Annotated in this window: 15 protein-coding genes; 10 read left to right on the top strand and 5 right to left on the bottom strand. The window is 69.3% G+C overall.

Annotation, left to right across the window (positions count from 1 at the left end):
* Positions 1 to 292: 292 nt before the first annotated feature.
* From C9E82_RS24455 to C9E82_RS07275, 5 genes are all read left to right on the top strand, one after another.
* Positions 293 to 721 carry a hypothetical protein gene (locus C9E82_RS24455; RefSeq protein WP_170162060.1) on the top strand — a complete coding sequence of 143 codons (429 nt, stop codon included), beginning with the start codon at positions 293 to 295 and terminating at the stop codon, positions 719 to 721.
* 61 nt (positions 722 to 782) lie between these two features.
* Positions 783 to 2,645 carry a RiPP maturation radical SAM C-methyltransferase gene (locus tag C9E82_RS07290; RefSeq protein WP_170162059.1) on the top strand — a complete coding sequence of 621 codons (1,863 nt, stop codon included), beginning with the start codon at positions 783 to 785 and terminating at the stop codon, positions 2,643 to 2,645.
* Positions 2,617 to 3,741 carry a TOMM precursor leader peptide-binding protein gene (locus C9E82_RS07285; protein WP_119897940.1) on the top strand — a complete coding sequence of 375 codons (1,125 nt, stop codon included), beginning with the start codon at positions 2,617 to 2,619 and terminating at the stop codon, positions 3,739 to 3,741. The genes C9E82_RS07290 and C9E82_RS07285 overlap by 29 nt, the downstream gene beginning before the upstream one ends.
* Positions 3,738 to 5,048 (top strand): YcaO-like family protein, encoded by a 1,311-nt coding sequence (locus tag C9E82_RS07280; RefSeq protein ID WP_119897939.1) that lies wholly within the window; start codon positions 3,738 to 3,740, stop codon positions 5,046 to 5,048. Before C9E82_RS07285 ends, C9E82_RS07280 begins: the two co-directional genes overlap by 4 nt.
* Before the next feature lie 4 nt (positions 5,049 to 5,052).
* Positions 5,053 to 5,826: a SagB/ThcOx family dehydrogenase gene (locus tag C9E82_RS07275; protein WP_119897938.1), complete on the top strand. Its 774-nt coding sequence runs from the start codon at positions 5,053 to 5,055 to the stop codon at positions 5,824 to 5,826.
* Positions 5,827 to 5,897: 71 nt separating this feature from the next.
* Here the strand turns inward: C9E82_RS07275 and tkt are convergent, their stop codons facing one another.
* Entirely contained in the window at positions 5,898 to 7,928 is a 2,031-nt protein-coding gene (gene tkt / locus C9E82_RS07270; RefSeq protein ID WP_119897937.1) for a transketolase, read from the bottom strand.
* A 133-nt stretch (positions 7,929 to 8,061) separates the two neighbouring features.
* Here tkt and C9E82_RS07265 point away from each other — a divergent pair, with 133 nt between their 5' ends.
* Genes C9E82_RS07265 through fba form a run of 5 tightly spaced genes read left to right on the top strand, consistent with a single transcriptional unit; the run spans position 8,062 to position 12,097 of the window.
* Complete coding sequence (locus C9E82_RS07265) at positions 8,062 to 8,826, top strand: DeoR/GlpR family DNA-binding transcription regulator (RefSeq protein WP_119897952.1); 765 nt, start codon at positions 8,062 to 8,064, stop codon at positions 8,824 to 8,826.
* 4 nt (positions 8,827 to 8,830) lie between these two features.
* Complete coding sequence (locus tag C9E82_RS07260) at positions 8,831 to 9,586, top strand: triose-phosphate isomerase (protein ID WP_119897936.1); 756 nt, start codon at positions 8,831 to 8,833, stop codon at positions 9,584 to 9,586.
* 12 nt (positions 9,587 to 9,598) lie between these two features.
* Positions 9,599 to 10,060: a D-erythrulose-4-phosphate isomerase gene (gene derI / locus C9E82_RS07255; protein WP_119897935.1), complete on the top strand. Its 462-nt coding sequence runs from the start codon at positions 9,599 to 9,601 to the stop codon at positions 10,058 to 10,060.
* A gap of 3 nt (positions 10,061 to 10,063) precedes the next feature.
* Positions 10,064 to 11,044, top strand: a complete 981-nt coding sequence (locus C9E82_RS07250) for a class 1 fructose-bisphosphatase (protein ID WP_119897934.1) — start codon at positions 10,064 to 10,066, stop codon at positions 11,042 to 11,044.
* 12 nt (positions 11,045 to 11,056) lie between these two features.
* The gene (fba, locus tag C9E82_RS07245) at positions 11,057 to 12,097 is read left to right on the top strand and encodes a class II fructose-bisphosphate aldolase (RefSeq protein ID WP_119897933.1); all 1,041 of its coding nucleotides are present in this window, start codon (positions 11,057 to 11,059) and stop codon (positions 12,095 to 12,097) included.
* A gap of 60 nt (positions 12,098 to 12,157) precedes the next feature.
* On the opposite strand, the gene C9E82_RS07240 is transcribed toward fba, so the two are convergent.
* The 4 genes from C9E82_RS07240 to C9E82_RS07225 form a co-directional block, all read right to left on the bottom strand.
* The gene (locus tag C9E82_RS07240; RefSeq protein WP_119897932.1) at positions 12,158 to 13,108 is read right to left on the bottom strand and encodes a sugar-binding transcriptional regulator; all 951 of its coding nucleotides are present in this window, start codon (positions 13,106 to 13,108) and stop codon (positions 12,158 to 12,160) included.
* Positions 13,109 to 13,186: 78 nt separating this feature from the next.
* Complete coding sequence (locus C9E82_RS07235; RefSeq protein WP_119897931.1) at positions 13,187 to 14,119, bottom strand: sugar phosphate isomerase/epimerase family protein; 933 nt, start codon at positions 14,117 to 14,119, stop codon at positions 13,187 to 13,189.
* A 10-nt stretch (positions 14,120 to 14,129) separates the two neighbouring features.
* Positions 14,130 to 15,647: a glycerol-3-phosphate dehydrogenase gene (locus tag C9E82_RS07230; protein ID WP_119897930.1), complete on the bottom strand. Its 1,518-nt coding sequence runs from the start codon at positions 15,645 to 15,647 to the stop codon at positions 14,130 to 14,132.
* Positions 15,631 to 17,223, bottom strand: coding sequence for an FGGY-family carbohydrate kinase (locus tag C9E82_RS07225; protein ID WP_119897929.1), 1,593 nt, complete (start codon positions 17,221 to 17,223; stop codon positions 15,631 to 15,633). The genes C9E82_RS07230 and C9E82_RS07225 overlap by 17 nt, the downstream gene beginning before the upstream one ends.
* Positions 17,224 to 17,620 lie beyond the last annotated feature (397 nt).

The raw sequence follows: 17,620 nt of genomic DNA, 5'->3' as shown, positions 1-17,620 counted from the left end.
TCGCGATTCGAATAGGGCAGGATTTCAAACCTGTTTTCCCGATGCAGCACGGGCAGGCGGGATTCGGCCGAAATACATGGCAACGCGAAAACGAAGCCATGCTTACCGCTTATTAAACGGGGAACCAGGACAGAAGCCTGCTTTTCAATTATGTGAAACAAATCCATTCAATAACAAATCTCTACGAAAATTGATCTGAAAACAAATCGACAACGCTCGAAAACTCATCACGCACACGTGAATCATGCTAGGATATTATCGGAAGCAACCAGCATTCGCGGAGGATTCCGAAATGGCCGACAAGGAGAGCAAAGGCAGCGAAAAGACCCTTGAAATGCGCGTGGCCGAGCTTGAGGACAAGCTGCAGGGGATGCAGGTCACCGAAGAAGAGATGCGCGCCTATAACAAGGTCTCGGCGATGATGGCGGGGGCCCAGCCCGCGGCGAGCCCCGCGGCGATCAACGATCCGGCGATGATCCCGGCGCCGGATGCCTGCATCATCAGCCAGTGCGTCCGTCCCTGCACCGTGGTGCAGCAATGCGTCATCCACCCTTGCGTCGTCAGTCAGTGCATCCGGCCCTGCACGGTCGTGCAGCAATGCATCCGGCCCTGCACCGTCATCCAGCAATGCATCAGCGCCTGCATCAACGAATGCGGCGGCGGCTGCGCGCCGGGCGGCGGCGGGTTCGGCGGCGGCGGGTTCGGCAACCTGGGCGGCTGATAATCGACGGGGCGGCCGCGCGCCGCCCCGGCCCCTTGTCGCAAGCGCGGAGGCAGGGCGAATGCATGTCGTCTTCCCAGTCGTTCCCTTCGCCGATATCGGCCGGCCGGCCATGGGCGTCGGGCTGCTGATCGCCGAGGCGCGCGCCGCCGGCCACAGCGCCGAGGCGGTCTATCTCAACATCGACCTGGCCGGGCTGGTCGGAATGGTGCCCTATCAGCGCATCGCGACCAGCTTCCCGCCCAACCTGCTGATCGGCGAATGGATCTTCGCGGGCGAGCTGTTCGGCGACGGCACCGCCAGTCCCCAGGATTTCATCGCCGACATCCTCATGCCCTTCCTGGGCGAGGATGCCGATCTCTACGCCTCGATGATGCGGATCCGGCAGTTGCTGCCCGCCTATCTGGACCGCTGCATTGCCGAGATCATGGCGCGCCGGCCCGACGTGGTCGGCTTCAGCACCGTCTTTCACCAGACCTGCGCCTGCCTGGCGCTGGCGCAACGGCTGAAGGCCCTGCCCGATCCGCCGGTCGTGGTCTTCGGCGGCGCCAATTGCGAGGGCGAGATGGGCTGGCAGATGATCCGCAGCTTTCCCTGGATCGACTATCTCTGCTCGGGCGAGGCCGATATCAGCTTTCCCCGGCTTCTGGACCGGCTGGCGGCGCGCGGGAACGACCCGGTGCCCGGCGTCCTGGAACAAGGCGCCGCAGAGAAAGCCCCGCTGCGGTCGGTCGGCGTCACCGCCATGGACGCGCTGCCCTATCCCGATTTCGACGATTATTTCGCCCGTCTGGCCAGCTCGCCCCTGGCCGGGCAGTTCGACGGCCATCTGGTCTTCGAGACCTCGCGCGGCTGCTGGTGGGGGGCCAAGCACCATTGCACCTTCTGCGGGCTGAATGGCGACACCATGGCCTTCCGCTCGAAGACCCCGGACCGGGCCTTTGCCGAGATCACCTGGCTGGCCGAACGGCACAAGGCGGCGCGGATCGGCTGCGTGGACAATATCCTGGACATGAAATACGTCACCACGCTGTTTCCGCGCCTGGCCCAGGCGGGCTATCACCTGGACCTGTTCTACGAGGTGAAGTCCAACCTGCGGCTGGACCAGCTGCGGCTGATGCGGGCCGGGGGCGTCACCCAGATCCAGCCCGGCATCGAAAGCTTCTCGGACCCGGTCCTGAAGCTGATGCAGAAGGGCTGCACCGGCTTCCAGAACATCCAGCTGATGCGCTGGTGCAGCGAGCTGGGGATCGAGGTGTCCTGGAACGTGCTGGCCGGCTTTCCGGGCGAGGAGCCGCAGGAATATGCCGCCATGGCCCGGCTGATGCCGCGGCTGACCCATCTGGACCCGCCCTGTTCCTGCGGCATCTTGCGGCTGGACCGCTTCAGCCCCTTCCACAGCCGGGCCGAGGAGCTGGGCATCCGCCGGATGCGCCCGGCGCGGGCCTATTTCTACGTCTATCCGCTGGGGCGGCGGGAATTACAGCGGCTGGCCTATTTCTTCGATTTCGACCATGCCGACGGGCGCGATCCCGACAGCTATATCCGCCCGGTCCAGGCCGAGGTGCTGCGCTGGCAGGCGGCGCGCATGGCCGCCGCCGGGCCCCCGGCGCTGGATGCGGAATTCGACGCCGGGGGGGTGACGATCCGCGACAGCCGCGCGGTGGCGACGCGGCCGCTGCACCGGCTGGAGGGGCTGGCGGCGCGGCTCTATGCGCTTTGCGACAGCACCGCGACGCTGGCCGGGCTGGCCAGTTCCGCCGATGCCGCCCCGTCCCGGATCGAGGCGGCGCTGGACCAGCTGGACCGCGACCGGCTGATCGCCCGGCAGGGCGACCGGGTGCTGGCGCTGGCCGTCTTCCGCATTCGTCCCCCCACCCCGCAGGAACAAAGCCATGGCCTACCGCAAGCCGCTGTTGCCTGACCATTTCCTCAGCTGGACCGAACCGCCCGACAGGGACGGGGAAGAGCTGTTCCGCATCGTCTCGTGGCGGCGGGCGCTGACGCTGAAGGGGCATTCCTTCCGCGAGTTCAGCCGCGAGGTGGTGCCGCTGCTGGACGGCCGCACCGGCATCGACGACATCTGCGACCAGGTCGCCGACATCTTCGAGCGGAGGGACCTGGAGGCGGCGCTGGACATGCTGGGCGCACAGGGGATCGTGGTCGAGGCCGTGGCGGATGAGGCCGATCTGCCGCCGCACCTGGCGCCGCAACTGGCCTGGCTGGGCGAAACCGCGCCCGAGGGCCGCGCGGCGCAGCGCCGGCTGGGCAAGGCGCGGCTGGTGCTGTTCGGCGCCGGGGGGCCGGGGGCCTGCGCCGCGCGCGCCCTGGTCGCCGCCGGGATCGGCGAATTGCTGATCGTCGATCCGGCCGAAACCGGCCCGACCGATCCGTATTTCTCGGGCCTCTATCGCGCCGGGGACCTGGGCCTGCCGCGGGCAAAGGTCCTGGCCGGGGCGCTGGACGGCCTGACCCCCGGCTGCACCATCCGCGCCCACACCGCCCGCCCCGACACGGCCGAGGACGTCGCCGCGCTGATCGCCGGGGTCTCGCAGGTGCTGTGCTGCCTGGATGCGGGAGAATTGAACCTGGCGCTGAAGCTGAACCGGGCCTGCCGGGATCTCGGGATGCGCTGGCTGGCCGGCTCGATGGAGGGGCTGGACCTGGTCGTCGGCCCCGGCTTTCCGGGCGATCCCGATGCGGCCTGCTACATGTGCTGGCGGATGCGCGAGGTCGCCTGCGCCGCCAATCCGCAGGCCCGTTTCGCGCTGGAGCGGCATCTGGACCGGCAGCGGCGCGACCTGTCGGGGCGGCGCGAGAACCTGGCGGCGGCGGCCGATATCGTCGGCGGCATGATGGCGGCCGAGGTGATCTCGGTCCTGGGCGGCGCCGGGCAGCCGGCGCTGGACGGCCGCTTCCTGGTGGTCGAGCTGCCCGGCCTGCGCCAGGAGAAACACGTGCTGCTGCGCAAGCCCGGCTGCCCCGTCTGCGGCGGGCCGGTCAGCGGGGACACGACATGAGCGCCCAGGCCGAAGCCGCGCGGCTGACCGCCGCCCTTGTCAGCCGCCGCTGCGGACTGCTGCGCGAACTCGCGCCGCAGGGGCGCGGCCCCGAGGAACCCTGCCCGCCGCATCTGTGGACCGCCACGCTGGCGCATTACGATTTCCGCCCTGCCCCCCTCTCCGAACGGCTGAACGCCGGCAAGGGCCGCAGCGAGGCCGAGGCGCAGCTGTCGGCGCTTGGCGAGGCGATCGAGCGCTACTCGGCCTATCACTGGGACCCGGCGCGCATCCGCGTCGGGCCGGCCGCGCCCGGCGCCATCACCCCGGCCGATTGCGTGCTGCATTCCGACGCGCAATATGCCGGCGGGCTGCCCTATCCGCGCTGGACGCCGCAGACCGCGACAAGCTGGATCACCGGGGTCGAGCTGCCCTCGGGCCGCCCGGTGGAACTGCCCGCCGCGCTGGTCTATCTGGTCAGCCCGACCCCGGCCCCGGCCGACCACGTCACCGCGATCACCTCGAACGGGCTGGCCGCGGGGGCCGATCTGGAGCGGGCGATCCTCGGCGGGCTCTACGAGCTGATCGAGCGCGACGCGCTGATGATCACCTGGCTGAACCGCCTGCCCGCGACGCTGATCCAGCCGCCCGAAACCGGCTGCATGGCTGCCGCGATCATCCGCCATTACCGCCGCTTCGGGGTCCAGGTCAGGCTGTTGTCGCTGGCCACCGACCAGGCGCCGCTGGTGGTCATGGCGGTGGCCGACAATCCCGAGCCCGGCCATGGCGCGCGGGTGATCGGCATGGGCTGCGACCTGGACCCGGCCGGCGCCATCGACAAGGCGGTGTTCGAGCTGTGCCAGTCGCGGCCCAGCCTGGCCTCGCGGCTGGCCAAGGACGACCCGGCCGGGCGGCTGAAGACCCATGCCGATGTGCGCGAGCTGGACGACCACCCGCTGTTCCACGCCCTGCCGCGCAATCTGGCCGAGTTCGACTTCCTCTTCGCCGGCGAGCGCCAGGCGCGGCTGGAGGACCTGCCCCGCCCCGATCCGGCCGCGACCCCCGCCGACGCGCTGGCGCGGGTGGTCGCGGCGGCCACCGCCTCGGGCGCGCGGGTCGCCTATGCCGAGATCACCGCCCCCGACATCGCCCCGCTTGGCCCGCGCGTGGTGCGCTGCTTCGCCACCGGGCTGCAACCGATCCATTTCGGCGCCGGCGAGGGCCGCTTCGGCGGCCGCCGCCTGTTCGACGCGCCCGTCCGCTGGGGCCTGCGCGACGCGCCGCTGGCCGAGGCAGAGCTGAACCCATGCCCCCATCCCCTGGCCTGATCCCATGAGCATCCCCGCCGACGATCCCACCGCCCTGTCGCGCCTGTTCCACCTGAATTCCGAGCCGTGGATGAACGAGGCCGCCTATCGCGCCGGTCCCTATCTGCAGCAGTTCCGCAGCCATCCCGGCGCCCCGCGCCTGCCCCTGCCGCCGACCGATCCGGGCGGGGTCGAGGCATTGGCCATGGCCCGCCGCTCGACCCGCGCCTACCGGCCCGAGCCGCTGCCGCTGGCGATGCTGGCGCGCCTGCTGCGGGCGGGCTATGGCGTCTCGGGTCCCGAGCGCTTCGACTCCGGCGGGCGCTTTTTGCGCCGCAGCGTGCCCTCGGCCGGCGGCACCTATCCGCTGGAGATCTATGCGCTGGTCGCGCGGGTTCAGGGGCTGGCGCCCGGCATCCATCATTACGACGCCGACGGCGAGGCGATCGAGGCGCTGCGCCCCGGCCCCTGGCAGCAGGCGGCCGAGGACATCTTCTACACCTGGCCCTTCGTCGCGCAGGCGCCGGTGATCCTGTGCCTTGCGGCGATCTTCGGGCGGACGCAGCGGAAATACGGCCCGCGCGGCTATCGCTATGTGCTGCTGGAGGCCGGGCATGTGGCGCAGAACCTGTGCCTTGCGGCGGCGGAACTGGGCCTTGCCAGCCTGTGCATGGGCGGCTTCCGCGACGCCCGCCTGAATGCCCTGATCGGGCTGCGCCCGCCCGAGGAGGGCGTGGTCTATACGCTGGCCATCGGCGAGGCCGCGACCGGCCCGGAAGCTCCGCCAGCGGCCGGCTGAGCCCGCATCGACGACGATGCGGCGCCCATCGTCGCCACACGCGGGGCCGGCAGCAGCCGAACCGCGCCGCCCTACCTTCCGGCCAGCGCCTTCGCCCTTTCGACGATGGCTTCCTTTGTGATGCCGAACTCCTTGTAGAGCCTGTCGATGGGGGCGGAGGCGCCGAAGCCGGTCATGCCGATGACGTCCTCCTCGCTGGCGACATGGCGGGTCCAGCCGAACTTGCCCGCCGCCTCGATGGCGATGCGCGGGGCGGTGCCCAGCACCTCGTCGCGATAGGCATCAGACTGGGCGTCGAACAGCTCCCAGCTGGGCATCGAGACCACGGCGACCGACAACCCGTCGGCGTGCAGCGCCTCGGCAGCCTCGACGGCCAGCGCCACCTCGGTGCCGGTGGCGATCAGGGTCACGTCGCGGGTTTCCCCGAATTGGCGGATCACATAGGCGCCCTTCGCCGTCAGGTTCTCGTCGCCCGCCTCCAGCCGCAATTGCGGCACGTCCTGGCGCGACAGGGCCAGCAGCGACGGCACATGGCGGTTGCGGATGGCGATGTCCCAGGCCTCCAGCGTCTCGACCGTGTCGGCGGGGCGCAGCACGGTCAGGTTGGGGATCGCCCGCAGGCTCGCCAGATGCTCGATCGGCTGGTGGGTCGGGCCGTCCTCGCCCAGGCCGATGCTGTCATGGGTCATCACGTAGATCGTGCCCACCCCCATCAGCGCCGACAGCCGGATCGCATTGCGCGCATAGTCGGAAAACACCAGGAACGTCCCGCCATAGGCGATGAAGCCGCCATGCAGGTTGAGCCCGTTCATCGCCGCGGCCATGCCGAACTCGCGCACCCCATAGCCGATATAGCGGCCCGGCGCCTCGCGCGCATACTGGCTGTCGACCGCCGCAACGCGGGTCAGGTTCGAGCCGGTCAGGTCGGCGGAACCCCCGATCATCTCGGGCAGCGCCGGGGCCAGCGCCTCCAGCGCCATCTGGCTGGCCTTGCGGGTCGCGGCCTTCTTCGGCTGGGCGAACAGCGCCTCGCGCGCGGCCAGCAGCGCCGGCTCATAGCCATCCGGCAGGGCGCCCGACAGGCGGCGCTCGAACTCGGCGCGGATATCGGCGGGCTTCGCGGCCAGCCGCGCCTGCCATGCCGCGCGCTCCCTGGCGCCGCGCTGGCCGATCTCGCGCCATTGCGCCAGCAGGTCCTCGGGGATGGCGAAGGGCTCATGCGTCCAGCCGATGGCCGCTTTCGTCAGCGCCGCCTCGTCCTTGCCGAGCGGCGCGCCATGGACGGCGTAGGACCCCGCCTTGTTGGGCGAGCCAAACCCGATCACCGTCTTCATCGCGATCAGCGAGGGCCTGGCGGTTTCCGCCTTGGCCGCCGTGATCGCCGCGTCCAGCGCCATGCCGTCATGGCCGTCGCAGCTTTGCACATGCCAGCCCAGTGCCGCGAACCGGGCCGGGACGTCTTCCGAGAAGCTGACCGAGGTCGGCCCGTCGATGGTGATGCTGTTGTCGTCGTAAAGCACGATCAGCCTGCCCAGGCCCAGATGGCCGGCGAGGCTGGCGGCCTCCTGCCCGATGCCCTCCTGCAGGCAGCCGTCGCCGACGAAAACCCAGGTGCGGTGATCGACCAGGTCCTCGCCGAATTCGGCGGCCAGCCGGCGCTCGGCCAGCGCCATGCCGACGGCGGTGGCCAGCCCCTGCCCCAGCGGGCCGGTGGTGGTCTCGATCCCCTTGGCATGGCCGTATTCCGGGTGGCCCGCGGTGATCGCGCCCCATTGCCGGAAGTTGCGGATCTGCTCGATGGTCATGTCCTCGTAGCCGGTCAGGTGCAGCAGGCTGTAGAGCAGCATGGACGCGTGCCCGTTCGACAGAACGAAGCGGTCGCGATCCGGCCAGTCGGGGTGTTTCGCGTCGAATTTCAGGTGGTTGCGGAACAGCACCGCGGCGGCATCCGCCATGCCCATCGGCGCGCCGGGATGGCCGGAATTCGCGGCATTCACCGCGTCGATGGACAGCGCGCGGATGCAGTTCGCCAAAGCGAAATTCGCGGGGTCAAGGGCGGCTTTGGCAGCGATCGCGGGGTCCTTGGGTGACGGCATGGGCATGGACGATCCTCCTTTGTCCCCGCCGCAATAGGCCGGAATGTGAAAAATCACAAGATAAAATCACAAAACAACATAATTCATGTTGAAATCTATCAGAACTATGTTAGAAAACCATCGGAACAAGGGGGAAACCGTGAAACGCGACGAACGCAGGCAGGCGATCATGGATTTGCTGGTCGAGGCCCGCGCCGTCGAGCTGGACGACCTGGCCGAACGTTTCGCCGTCTCGAAGATGACCATCCATCGCGACCTGGACGACCTGGAACAGGCCGGGCTCTTGCGCAAGGTGCGCGGCGGCGCCTCGATCGAGGCCGGGACCCGGTTCGAAAGCGATTTCCGCATCCGCCAGCTGCAGGACAGCGAGGCCAAGACGCGCATGGCGCGCGCGGCGCTGGAGCTTGTCGAGCCCGGCATGACGGTGATGGTCAATGACGGCTCGATGGCGGCCCTGCTGGGCGGCAGCCTGGCCGAAAAGGCGCCGCTGACCGTGATCACCAACAATGCGGCGGTCATCGACCGGCTGAAGGACGCGCCGCGCCTGACGCTGATCGCGCTTGGCGGCACGTTCAGCACCAAGTTCAACGGCTTCTTCGGCGTGGTGACGGAACATGCGCTGTCGCGGCTGCGGGCCGACATCGCCTTCATCTCGACCCCCGCGCTGGCGGGGCTGCAGGCCTTCCACATGGACGACGCGGCGGTGCGGGCGAAACGCGCCATGATGGCCGCCGCCGAACGGTCCGTGCTGCTGGTCAATCACCAGCGTTTCGGGCGCTCGGCCCTGCATGTGCTGGCCGATCTGGCCGAATTCGACGCGATCATCACCGACGCACCCCCCGCCCCCCCGACGCGCGCGGCGATCGACCGGGCGGGGATTGCCCTGACCATTGCCAAGGACTGACGACATGAGCGATTTCTGGATCGGCACCAGTTGGAAGATGAACAAGACCCTGGCCGAGGCGCGCGCCTTCGCCGAAGGGCTGGCCGAAGCCGACGGCGCCCGCGACCCGCGCATCCAGCGCTTCGTGATCCCGCCCTTCACGGCGGTGCGCGAGGTCAAGGCGATGCTGAAGGACACATCCGTCAAGGTCGGCGCGCAGAACATGCATTGGGCCGACGAGGGCGCCTGGACCGGAGAGATCAGCCCGGTGATGCTGCGGGACTGCGATCTCGACATCGTGGAGCTGGGCCATTCCGAACGGCGCGAGCATTTCGGCGAGACCGACGAGACCGTGGGCCTGAAGACCGAAGCGGCGGTGCGCCACGGGCTGATCCCGCTGATCTGCATCGGCGAGACCCTGGCCGAACGCGAGGCCGGCCGCGCGCAAGAGGTGCTGGAGACACAGGTGCGCGGCGCCCTGGCCCGCGTGGCCGGCAGCGATGCCCCGATCCTCTTGGCCTACGAGCCCGTCTGGGCCATCGGCGTGAACGGCATCCCCGCGACTTCGGATTACGCCGATGCGCGCCAGGCCGAGATCATCGCCGTGGCGCAGGAGGTGCTGGGGCGGCGGGTGCCCTGCCTCTATGGCGGCTCGGTCAATCCGGGAAATTGCGAGGAGCTGATCCGATGCCCGCATATCGACGGGCTGTTCATCGGACGCTCGGCCTGGGCGGTCGAGGGCTATCTGGACATTCTGGCGCGCTGCGCCGCGACACTCTGAAGGAGAGACGAGATGAAACTGGCAATTGCAGGCGACAGCGCGGGTGAAGGTCTGGCGAAGATCCTGGCCGATCACCTGAAGGACCGCCACGAGGTCGCCGAGATCAGCCGCACCGATGCCGGCGCGGATGCCTTCTATGCGAACCTGTCGGATCGGGTGGCCAGCCAGGTCAGGGACGGCACCTATGACCGCGCCATCCTGGTCTGCGGCACCGGCATCGGCGTCTGCATCGCGGCCAACAAGGTCCCCGGCATCCGGGCCGCGCTGACCCATGACACCTATTCGGCCGAGCGTGCGGCGCTTTCGAACAATGCGCAGATCATCACCATGGGCGCGCGGGTGATCGGGCCGGAACTGGCCAAGGCCATCGCGGATGCCTTCCTGGCCGAGACGATGAATTTCGACGCCGCCGGCCGCTCGGCCGGGAATGTCGAGGCGATCGACGCGGTGGATGCGAAATACAACAAGGCCTAGGCGATGCTGAAGCTGCCCAATGACGGGCCCGCGACCGGCCGGCTGCTGTCCGAGGTGCTGGCGGGCGACGGTCCCGCCGCCATCATCCGCGCCATCGCCGAGGCACAGCCGCCGCTGGCCGCGCGGCTAGCCGCCGGGCGCCTGCATGGCGATCCGACCGAGATCGTCGGCGTCAACGACAGCGGCGACCGGCAGAAGGCGCTGGATGTCGGCGCGCATCACCACATGGTCGCGGTGCTGGCCCGCGCGGGCGTCCGCAAGGTCCTGTCCGAAGAGGTCGAGGCGGTGATCGACCTGAACCCCGACGGCGCCTTCGACGTGGCGATGGACCCGATCGACGGCTCGGGCAGCATCGGCATCGGCGCGCCTTTGGGGATGCTGTTCAGCGTCCTGCCCGCCGCGCCACAGGGCTTCCTGCGGACGGGCCGGGCGGTGGTGGCGGCGGGCTATGCCTCTTTCGGGCATTCGATGGATTTCGGCTGGTCGCTTGGCGACGGCACCCATGTCGCGGGCTTCGACGCCCAGGCGGGCGCGTTCCGCATGGTGCGCGAGAACGTCACGCTGAAGCCCGAAGCCTCGACGCTGGCCTATAACGCCTCGAACGAGCGCCATTGGGCGCCGGGTCTGCAGGCCTGGGTCCGCGAGATCCGGGCAGGCAAGGACGGGCAGCGCGGGCGCGATTTCAACATGCGCTGGCTGGCCGCCGCCGTGGGCGAACTGCACCGGATCCTGCTGCAGGGGGGCGCGTTCCTCTATCCCGCCGATGCCCGGCCGGGCTATGAACGGGGCCGGCTGCGGCTGATCTATGAATGCGCGCCCATCGCCTTCCTGATCGAACAGGCGGGCGGGGGGGCCTCGGACGGAGAGGGCGCGATCCTCGACCGCCAGCCTGCGGGACATCACGACATGTCCCCGCTGATTTTCGGCGCCGCGGACGAGGTTCGGACGATCCTCGCCCATATCGCCGCATCCGATTCGCACTGAAAGGACGATCCCATGGCCATGATCACGCTGCGCCAGCTTCTCGACCACGCCGCCGAGCATGGCTATGCGGTGCCCGCCTTCAACATCAACAACATGGAACAGGGACTGGCGGTCATGAATGCCGCGGCGGCCACCGATTCGCCGGTGATCCTGCAGGCCAGCCGGGGCGCGCGCGCCTATGCGAACGACCTGGTGCTGGCCGGGCTGATCAGGGGGCTGGCGCGCGCCTTTCCCGACATCCCGCTATGCATGCACCTGGACCACGGCAACGGGCTGGCGACCTGCGCCACGGCAATCCAGAACGGCTTCACCAGCGTGATGATGGACGGCAGCCTGAAGGCTGACGGCAAGACGCCCGCCGATTACGCCTATAACGCCGGCATCACCCGCCGCGTGACCGAAATGGCCCATGCCTGCGGCGTCTCGGTCGAGGGCGAGCTGGGTGTGCTGGGCAGCCTGGAGACCGGCATGGGCGATCAGGAGGACGGCCATGGCGCGACCGAAAAGCTGTCCGAGGACCAGTTGCTGACCGACCCGGCCGAGGCCGAGCAATTCGTGAAGGATACCGGCGTCGATGCGCTGGCCGTCGCGATGGGCACCAGCCACGGCGCCTACAAGTTCACCCGCAAGCCCGACGGCGCGATCCTGGCGATGCATGTGATCGAGGACATCCACCGCCGCCTGCCCGACACGCATCTGGTGATGCACGGATCATCCTCGGTCCCCGAGGACCTGCAGGCCGTCATCAACAGCTATGGCGGCGACATCCGCCCGACCTGGGGCGTGCCGGTCGAGGAGATCCAGCGCGGCATCCGTTCGGGCGTGCGCAAGGTGAATATCGACACCGACAACCGCCTGGCGATGACCGCGGCGATCCGCCGGACGCTGACCGAGGACCCGTCCGAATTCGACCCGCGCAAATACCTGAAACCGGCGATGGAGATGATGGCCGAGATCTGCAAGGCCCGGTTCGAGGCCTTCGGCACCGCCGGCAACGCCTCGAAGATCCGCCCGCTGCCGCTGGCCGCGATGGCCCGGCGCTACGCCGCCTGAGCCGGTCCGGTCCGGGGTCGCGCCGGGGCAATCGGCCCGGCCCGCACCGGGCGGGGGCGATCACTCTGCCAGGGCCTGCGCGGTCAGCTCGTCGGTGATCAGCCCCGACAGCCGCCCGCTGTTCAGCACCGCCCGAATCGCCGCGATCTTGTCGGCGCCGCCCGCGATCGCCACCAGCTGGCTGGTCTCGGGCCCCTCCAGATCCGCCGACAGGGTGCGGCTGCTCAGCCGGGTTTCCAGCACGCGGCCGCTTGCGTCGAAGAAATGGCCCAGGATCTCGCCCACGCCGCCGGCGGCATTGATCTCGGCGATCTCCTGCGGCTCGATCATCCCCGAGGCGACCAGCTGCGCGCCCGCATCCACCGTGCCCATGCCGGCGAATTTCAGCGTCGCGCCGTTCGACAGGTCGAAGATCTCGCGCACGCCGGGCTGGGCCAGCAGGATCGCGCGGTCGCGTTCGGAATTGGCGAAGAAGGGCACCGGCAGCACATAGGCCATCGCCCCGGTCTTTTCCGCGATCCGGTGCATCACGTCATGCGGATTGGCGGCGTAATTGCGCGTCAGCCCGCCCAGCAGCGACACGAAGCGCGTGCCGTTCGCGTCGAAGCGCGGCAGCTGATGCACCGCCGATGCCAGCGTCCGCCCATGGCCCAGGCCGATCACCTGATGCTCGCCCCGCTCGATCTGGCGGCGCAGGAAGCCCGCCCCCGCCATGCCCAGCGCCCTCAGCGGGATCCCCTCCTCGCCCAGATCCGGCGCGACCTCGCAGTAATCCAGCCCGAAGCGGCTGCACAGCCGATGCTCCAGCATGGCGCATTCGACGATCTCGCCGTCGATCGAGACCTTGACCACGCCCTCGGCCACGGCCCGCGCGATCAGCCGATGCGCCTTGACCGAGGCCACGCCCAGCCGTTTCGCCACCGTCGCCTGGGTCAGTCCGCCCGCGTAATGCAGCCAGGCCGCGCGGATGGCGAGGCTCTGCTCGGGGTCGATCCCGCCGCGCCGCGCCATCAGCGTGCGGCCCCTGGGCGGATCGCGGCGGCGCGGGCGGGCTGGCGGGTCATGGCGTCGGTCCTTGCTGTGACGGGGTCAGATATTCAGCTTATCGGCGCCAGAGTCGATATGCGGCGCCCAGAAAGCCACGCTTTCGGCGATCTGGGCGATGACCTGGCGGTCGTCCGGCTCGCGTTCCTTGAAGCTGAGTTCCAGGCAGATCTCGTTGTCCTTGGCCCCGCCCTCGGCAAGGGCCTCCAGCAGCGGCTGGGGCTGGATGCGGCCCTGGGCGTTGAAGCGGGCGGTGAAGGGGCGATGGCCACCCTTGTCCATCAGCGACTGCTTGATATGGATGATTGGGCTGACCTGCGGCACCGCGCGCGCCCAGGCATAGGGATCGTAATCGTCGGGATTGGCGCTGGTGATGTCGCCGTGGTCGATATCGGCCATCATCCACATCGGGATCGCCATGCCGGCGGCGGACAGCCGGTCCTGCAGGGCCATGGAGGCCGCGATGGTCTCGCCGAACTCCCGCCCGACGCTCATCGGTTCCCAGAAGACGTAATCCAGCCCCGCCGCCTTCGCATGATCCGCGACCTCGGCCCAGCAGTCGATGGCGATCCGGGTCAGATCCTCGCGGCGGGCGGGATCGTCGTAATCGCGATAGGTGAAGATCGCGAATTGCGTGCCGATGGCGCGGCCGCCCAGCTCGGCGGTGATGTCGGCGAATGTCTTGAACCAGTCGAGGTAATGGCGCCGCACGTCGCGGTCGGGATGGCCGAAATGGTTCAGCCGGCCGTAGGGCCCGGTCATGCCCGAGGTGACGCGCAACCCCGTGCGGGCCAGCGCCGCGCCCATCTGCCGCGTCAGGCGGCGGATCACCGGGGCGGGCCAGCTTGGGTTGATGAATTCATGCGTCAGCTGCAGGTCGCGGATCTTCAGGTCGCGCGCCACCGTGTCGATCAGGTCGTCGGGATCGGCGAAGCGGTTCACCAGCGGGTTGGTATTCAGCGAAAGCGTCAGCGGCATGGCGGTTCCCTCAGGCGGCGCGGGCCAGGTCGGCGCGGTCGAACCAGTCGGCGAAGGCGCGCCGCTGATCCTCGGTCAGGTGCAGGTAATGCTTGGTGCGGCGGTAGAGGATGTCCTCGGGGCGTAGCGCCCATTCCCTGGCCACCAGATAGCGCGCCTCGGCCTCGTAGAGCTGGCCGCCGAAATGCCGGCCGAGGTCGGCCATGCCCATGGCGCCGGCCACCACGTCCTTCGTGCGCGCGCCGTAAAGCCGGCCGTAATGCTGGACCAGCGGGCGCGGCATCCAGGGATGCAGCTCGCGCAGCAGGTTCACATAGGCCTCGTAATCGGCATTGGCGATCTCGCCTCCGGGCAGGGGCGCGGTTTCCGTCCAGTCCGGGCCCATCTCCGGGAAGACCTCCTTCAGCCGGCGCATGCCCCGTTCCGCCAGTTCGCGGAAGGTGGTGATCTTGCCGCCGAAGATGTTCAGCAGGGGCGCGCCGCCGGTATCGTCCAGATCGAAGACATAGTCCCGCGTCACCGCCGAGGGGTTGCCCTTGCCGTCGTCGAACAGCGGCCGCACGCCCGAGAAGCTGTGCAGCACGTCGTCGCGGCGCAGCTTCTGCTTGAAATAGCGGTTCACGGCGGCCAGCAGGTATTCGATCTCGGATTCCTCGGCCTCGGCATCCTCGGCGCGGCCCTGATAGGCGATATCGGTGGTGCCGATCAGCGCCTTGTCGCCCTCGTAGGGGTTGATGAAGATCACCCGCCTGTCGTGGTTCTGCACCAGATAGGCATTCGCGCCCGCCCACCATTTCGGCACGATGACATGGCTGCCCTTGACCAGCCGCACGTTGCGGGTCGATTTCGACCCCGCCACGCGCGAGATGACGTCGCTGACCCAGGGGCCGGCGCAGTTCACCACGCAGCGGGCGCGGAAGCTGCGGGTCTCGCCGGTGATCTCGCTGCGGGTCTGGACGGTCCAGGCGCCCCCCTCGCGCCGGGCCGAGATGCAGGGGCTGCGGGTCAGGACCACGGCGCCCCGCTCATGGGCATCCAGCGCGTTCAGCACCACGAGGCGCGCGTCGTCGACCCAGCAGTCGGAATACTCAAACCCCTTCACATACTGGTCCAGCAGCGGCGCGCCCTCGGGGTCGCGGCGCAGATCCAGCGTGCGGGTGCCGGGCAGCTTCTTGCGGCCGCCCAGGTGGTCGTAGAGGAACAGCCCCAGCCGGACCAGCCAGGCCGGGCGATCCTGCGGCGAATGGGGCAGCACGAAACGCATCGGCCAGATGATGTGCGGCGCGGCGTTCATCAGCACCTCGCGCTCGATCAGGGCCTCGCGCACCAGCCGGAACTCGTAATATTCCAGATAGCGCAGCCCGCCATGGACCAGCTTGCCCGAGCGCGACGAGGTGCCCTCGGCCAGGTCGTCCTTCTCGCACAGCACGACCTTCAGGCCACGGCCGGCGGCATCGCGCGCCACGCCTGCGCCGTTGATGCCGCCACCGATGACGAACAGGTCGATCATCTCATTGTCCTTGGTCATCTCGATCTCCTTTCGGGGCCGTGCCGGCGGCCCTGGCGGCGGCAAGCGCGGCCCAGGCAGGCGGCAGGGACTGTCGCGCGGCGGAAAATGCGGGGAAAAGCCGGCCGTAAGCCGCGACCAGATCGGGGTCGGGGGCCTCGGGCGCGGCCAGCAACGGCGTGACCCATTCGGCGATGCAGGCATCCATGTCGGGATAGGCGCCGATCGCGACCGCGGCCATCATCGCCGCGCCCGCCGCACCGGCCTCGTCGCGCCCGGACACCCGGACCGGCGCGTCCAGCGCGGCCGACAGGATCCCGCGCAGCCCCTTCGACCGCGCGGCCCCACCCGTCAGGCGCAGTTCGCGCGGCAGGGGACCCATCGCCGCGTAGCAGTCGCGCATGGCCATGCCCAGCCCCTCGGCCACCGCGCGCAGCAGGTCGGGATAGCGGTGCCCGGCCGACAGCCCGATGAACCCGGCGCGGGCATCGGCATTGACGAAGGGGCCGCGTTCGCCCGCGTCCGAGATATAGGGGTGATAGACGATCTGGCCCGGCCGCGACTGCGCCAGCCAGTCCTCGATATGGGCCACCAGGTCGCGATGCGTGACCGATTGCCCGACATCGGACAGGATCCCCGCCGCCACGCCCAGGATCCAGTCCAGGTTCAGCGTCGCGGCCATGTTGGTCTGCACCTGGGTGACGATGCCGGGGATCGGCAGGCAGATGACATAGCCGGTGCCCTGGTCGTTCAGATGCACGTCGCGGGATGCCACCGCCCGCAGATGCACGCCGGTCGAGCCGATGGTGGAACAGGCCACATCCCCCGCGCCCCCATAGACCCCGGCGCCCAGGGCGGTCATCACCATGTCCACATAGCCCAGGCTGACCGGCGTGCCCGCCAGCAGGCCGGTCTGTTCCGCCGCGATCCGGGTCAGCGGATGGGTGATCCGGGTGCCCTCGACGATCTCGGGCAGAAGGGCGCGGCGATGGCCCAGCCCCAGGGCCTCGATCACGGTGGGATCATATTGCCGGTCGCGGAAATTCCCGAAGGTGAAGCTGGCCTCGGACGGATCGGTCGCCCTTATCCCGGTCAGGTTCAGGTAAAGCCAGTCCTTGCAATGCAGCGCCACCTCGGCCCGGTCCAGCAGCTCGGGCGCATGGGCGTCCATATGCGCCATCTGCGCGCCCTGCTGGCAGGTGTTCAGCCCGGTGCCCGTTGCCTCGAACCGCGCGCGATTCGCCGGGCCGGCGGCCAGGCGCCGCACGGTGGGCGCGGCGCGCGCGTCCAGCCACAGCCAGGCATCACCCACCGGCCCGTCGCGGCCGACCAGCCAGGTGCCGTCGCCCTGGGCCGTCACCGACAGCGCGGCGGTGCGGGCGGCCAGCCCGTCCACCTTTTCACCCAGCCCGCGCAGCGCGGCGGCGCAGTCGCGCCAGGTCTGGTCCAGCGATTGCGTGACCGCGCCGTCCCGGCCCGAGACATAGCGATTCGCCACCGAGGCCGAGGCCAGCTGCCCGCCGCCAAGGTCGAAGGCCACCGCCTTGATGACCGAGGTCCCGGCATCGATGCCGATCAGGATGTCAGCGCCGGGCATGGCGCATCTTTCGGCGGACGGGACCGGATGTTCCGCAGCGCATTGCTCTCCTCCTCCGCGATCGGGCGCCTTCGCCGGCGCGCCCCTTGCCGGACGCCAGGGCCGGAACGGGGACCGGACATGGCGCGTCTCCTCGCAGGAATTCATATCGCAGAATTATCTCGCCGTGAATGCATTTTTTTACGGACACAGCAAAATATTTCAGTTACTGTGACTGCAATGGCGGGATTCGCAAGGAGGTGCGGGTGCCGCCGGCAAGGGGGAACAGGCCGCGCGGGCAAGTCCGCGCCCGGCCAGGGGAGGACACCATGCAGACCCATCCGACCGCCATCTGCGACCAGCCCCGGCCGGGCCCGGCATCATCCCCGATGCCCGCCGCGCCTTCCGCCACCTATCG

It is taken from the genome of Paracoccus sigandri, from assembly GCF_003709565.1.
GTDB lineage: Bacteria > Pseudomonadota > Alphaproteobacteria > Rhodobacterales > Rhodobacteraceae > Paracoccus > Paracoccus siganidrum.
This window is presented reverse-complemented; position numbering and strand designations above follow the sequence as displayed.

Excerpts from the sequence above, each read along its gene's own strand:
- C9E82_RS24455 (WP_170162060.1), top strand. The coding sequence starts at position 293 with ATGGCCGACAAGGAGAGCAAAGGCAGCGAAAAGACCCTTGAAATGCGC.
- C9E82_RS07290 (WP_170162059.1), top strand. The coding sequence starts at position 783 with ATGCATGTCGTCTTCCCAGTCGTTCCCTTCGCCGATATCGGCCGGCCG.
- C9E82_RS07285 (WP_119897940.1), top strand. The coding sequence starts at position 2,617 with ATGGCCTACCGCAAGCCGCTGTTGCCTGACCATTTCCTCAGCTGGACC.
- C9E82_RS07280 (WP_119897939.1), top strand. The coding sequence starts at position 3,738 with ATGAGCGCCCAGGCCGAAGCCGCGCGGCTGACCGCCGCCCTTGTCAGC.
- C9E82_RS07275 (WP_119897938.1), top strand. The coding sequence starts at position 5,053 with ATGAGCATCCCCGCCGACGATCCCACCGCCCTGTCGCGCCTGTTCCAC.
- tkt (WP_119897937.1), bottom strand. The coding sequence starts at position 7,928 with ATGCCCATGCCGTCACCCAAGGACCCCGCGATCGCTGCCAAAGCCGCC.
- C9E82_RS07260 (WP_119897936.1), top strand. The coding sequence starts at position 8,831 with ATGAGCGATTTCTGGATCGGCACCAGTTGGAAGATGAACAAGACCCTG.
- derI (WP_119897935.1), top strand. The coding sequence starts at position 9,599 with ATGAAACTGGCAATTGCAGGCGACAGCGCGGGTGAAGGTCTGGCGAAG.
- C9E82_RS07250 (WP_119897934.1), top strand. The coding sequence starts at position 10,064 with ATGCTGAAGCTGCCCAATGACGGGCCCGCGACCGGCCGGCTGCTGTCC.
- fba (WP_119897933.1), top strand. The coding sequence starts at position 11,057 with ATGGCCATGATCACGCTGCGCCAGCTTCTCGACCACGCCGCCGAGCAT.
- C9E82_RS07240 (WP_119897932.1), bottom strand. The coding sequence starts at position 13,108 with ATGGCGCGGCGCGGCGGGATCGACCCCGAGCAGAGCCTCGCCATCCGC.
- C9E82_RS07235 (WP_119897931.1), bottom strand. The coding sequence starts at position 14,119 with ATGCCGCTGACGCTTTCGCTGAATACCAACCCGCTGGTGAACCGCTTC.
- C9E82_RS07230 (WP_119897930.1), bottom strand. The coding sequence starts at position 15,647 with ATGACCAAGGACAATGAGATGATCGACCTGTTCGTCATCGGTGGCGGC.
- C9E82_RS07225 (WP_119897929.1), bottom strand. The coding sequence starts at position 17,223 with ATGCCCGGCGCTGACATCCTGATCGGCATCGATGCCGGGACCTCGGTC.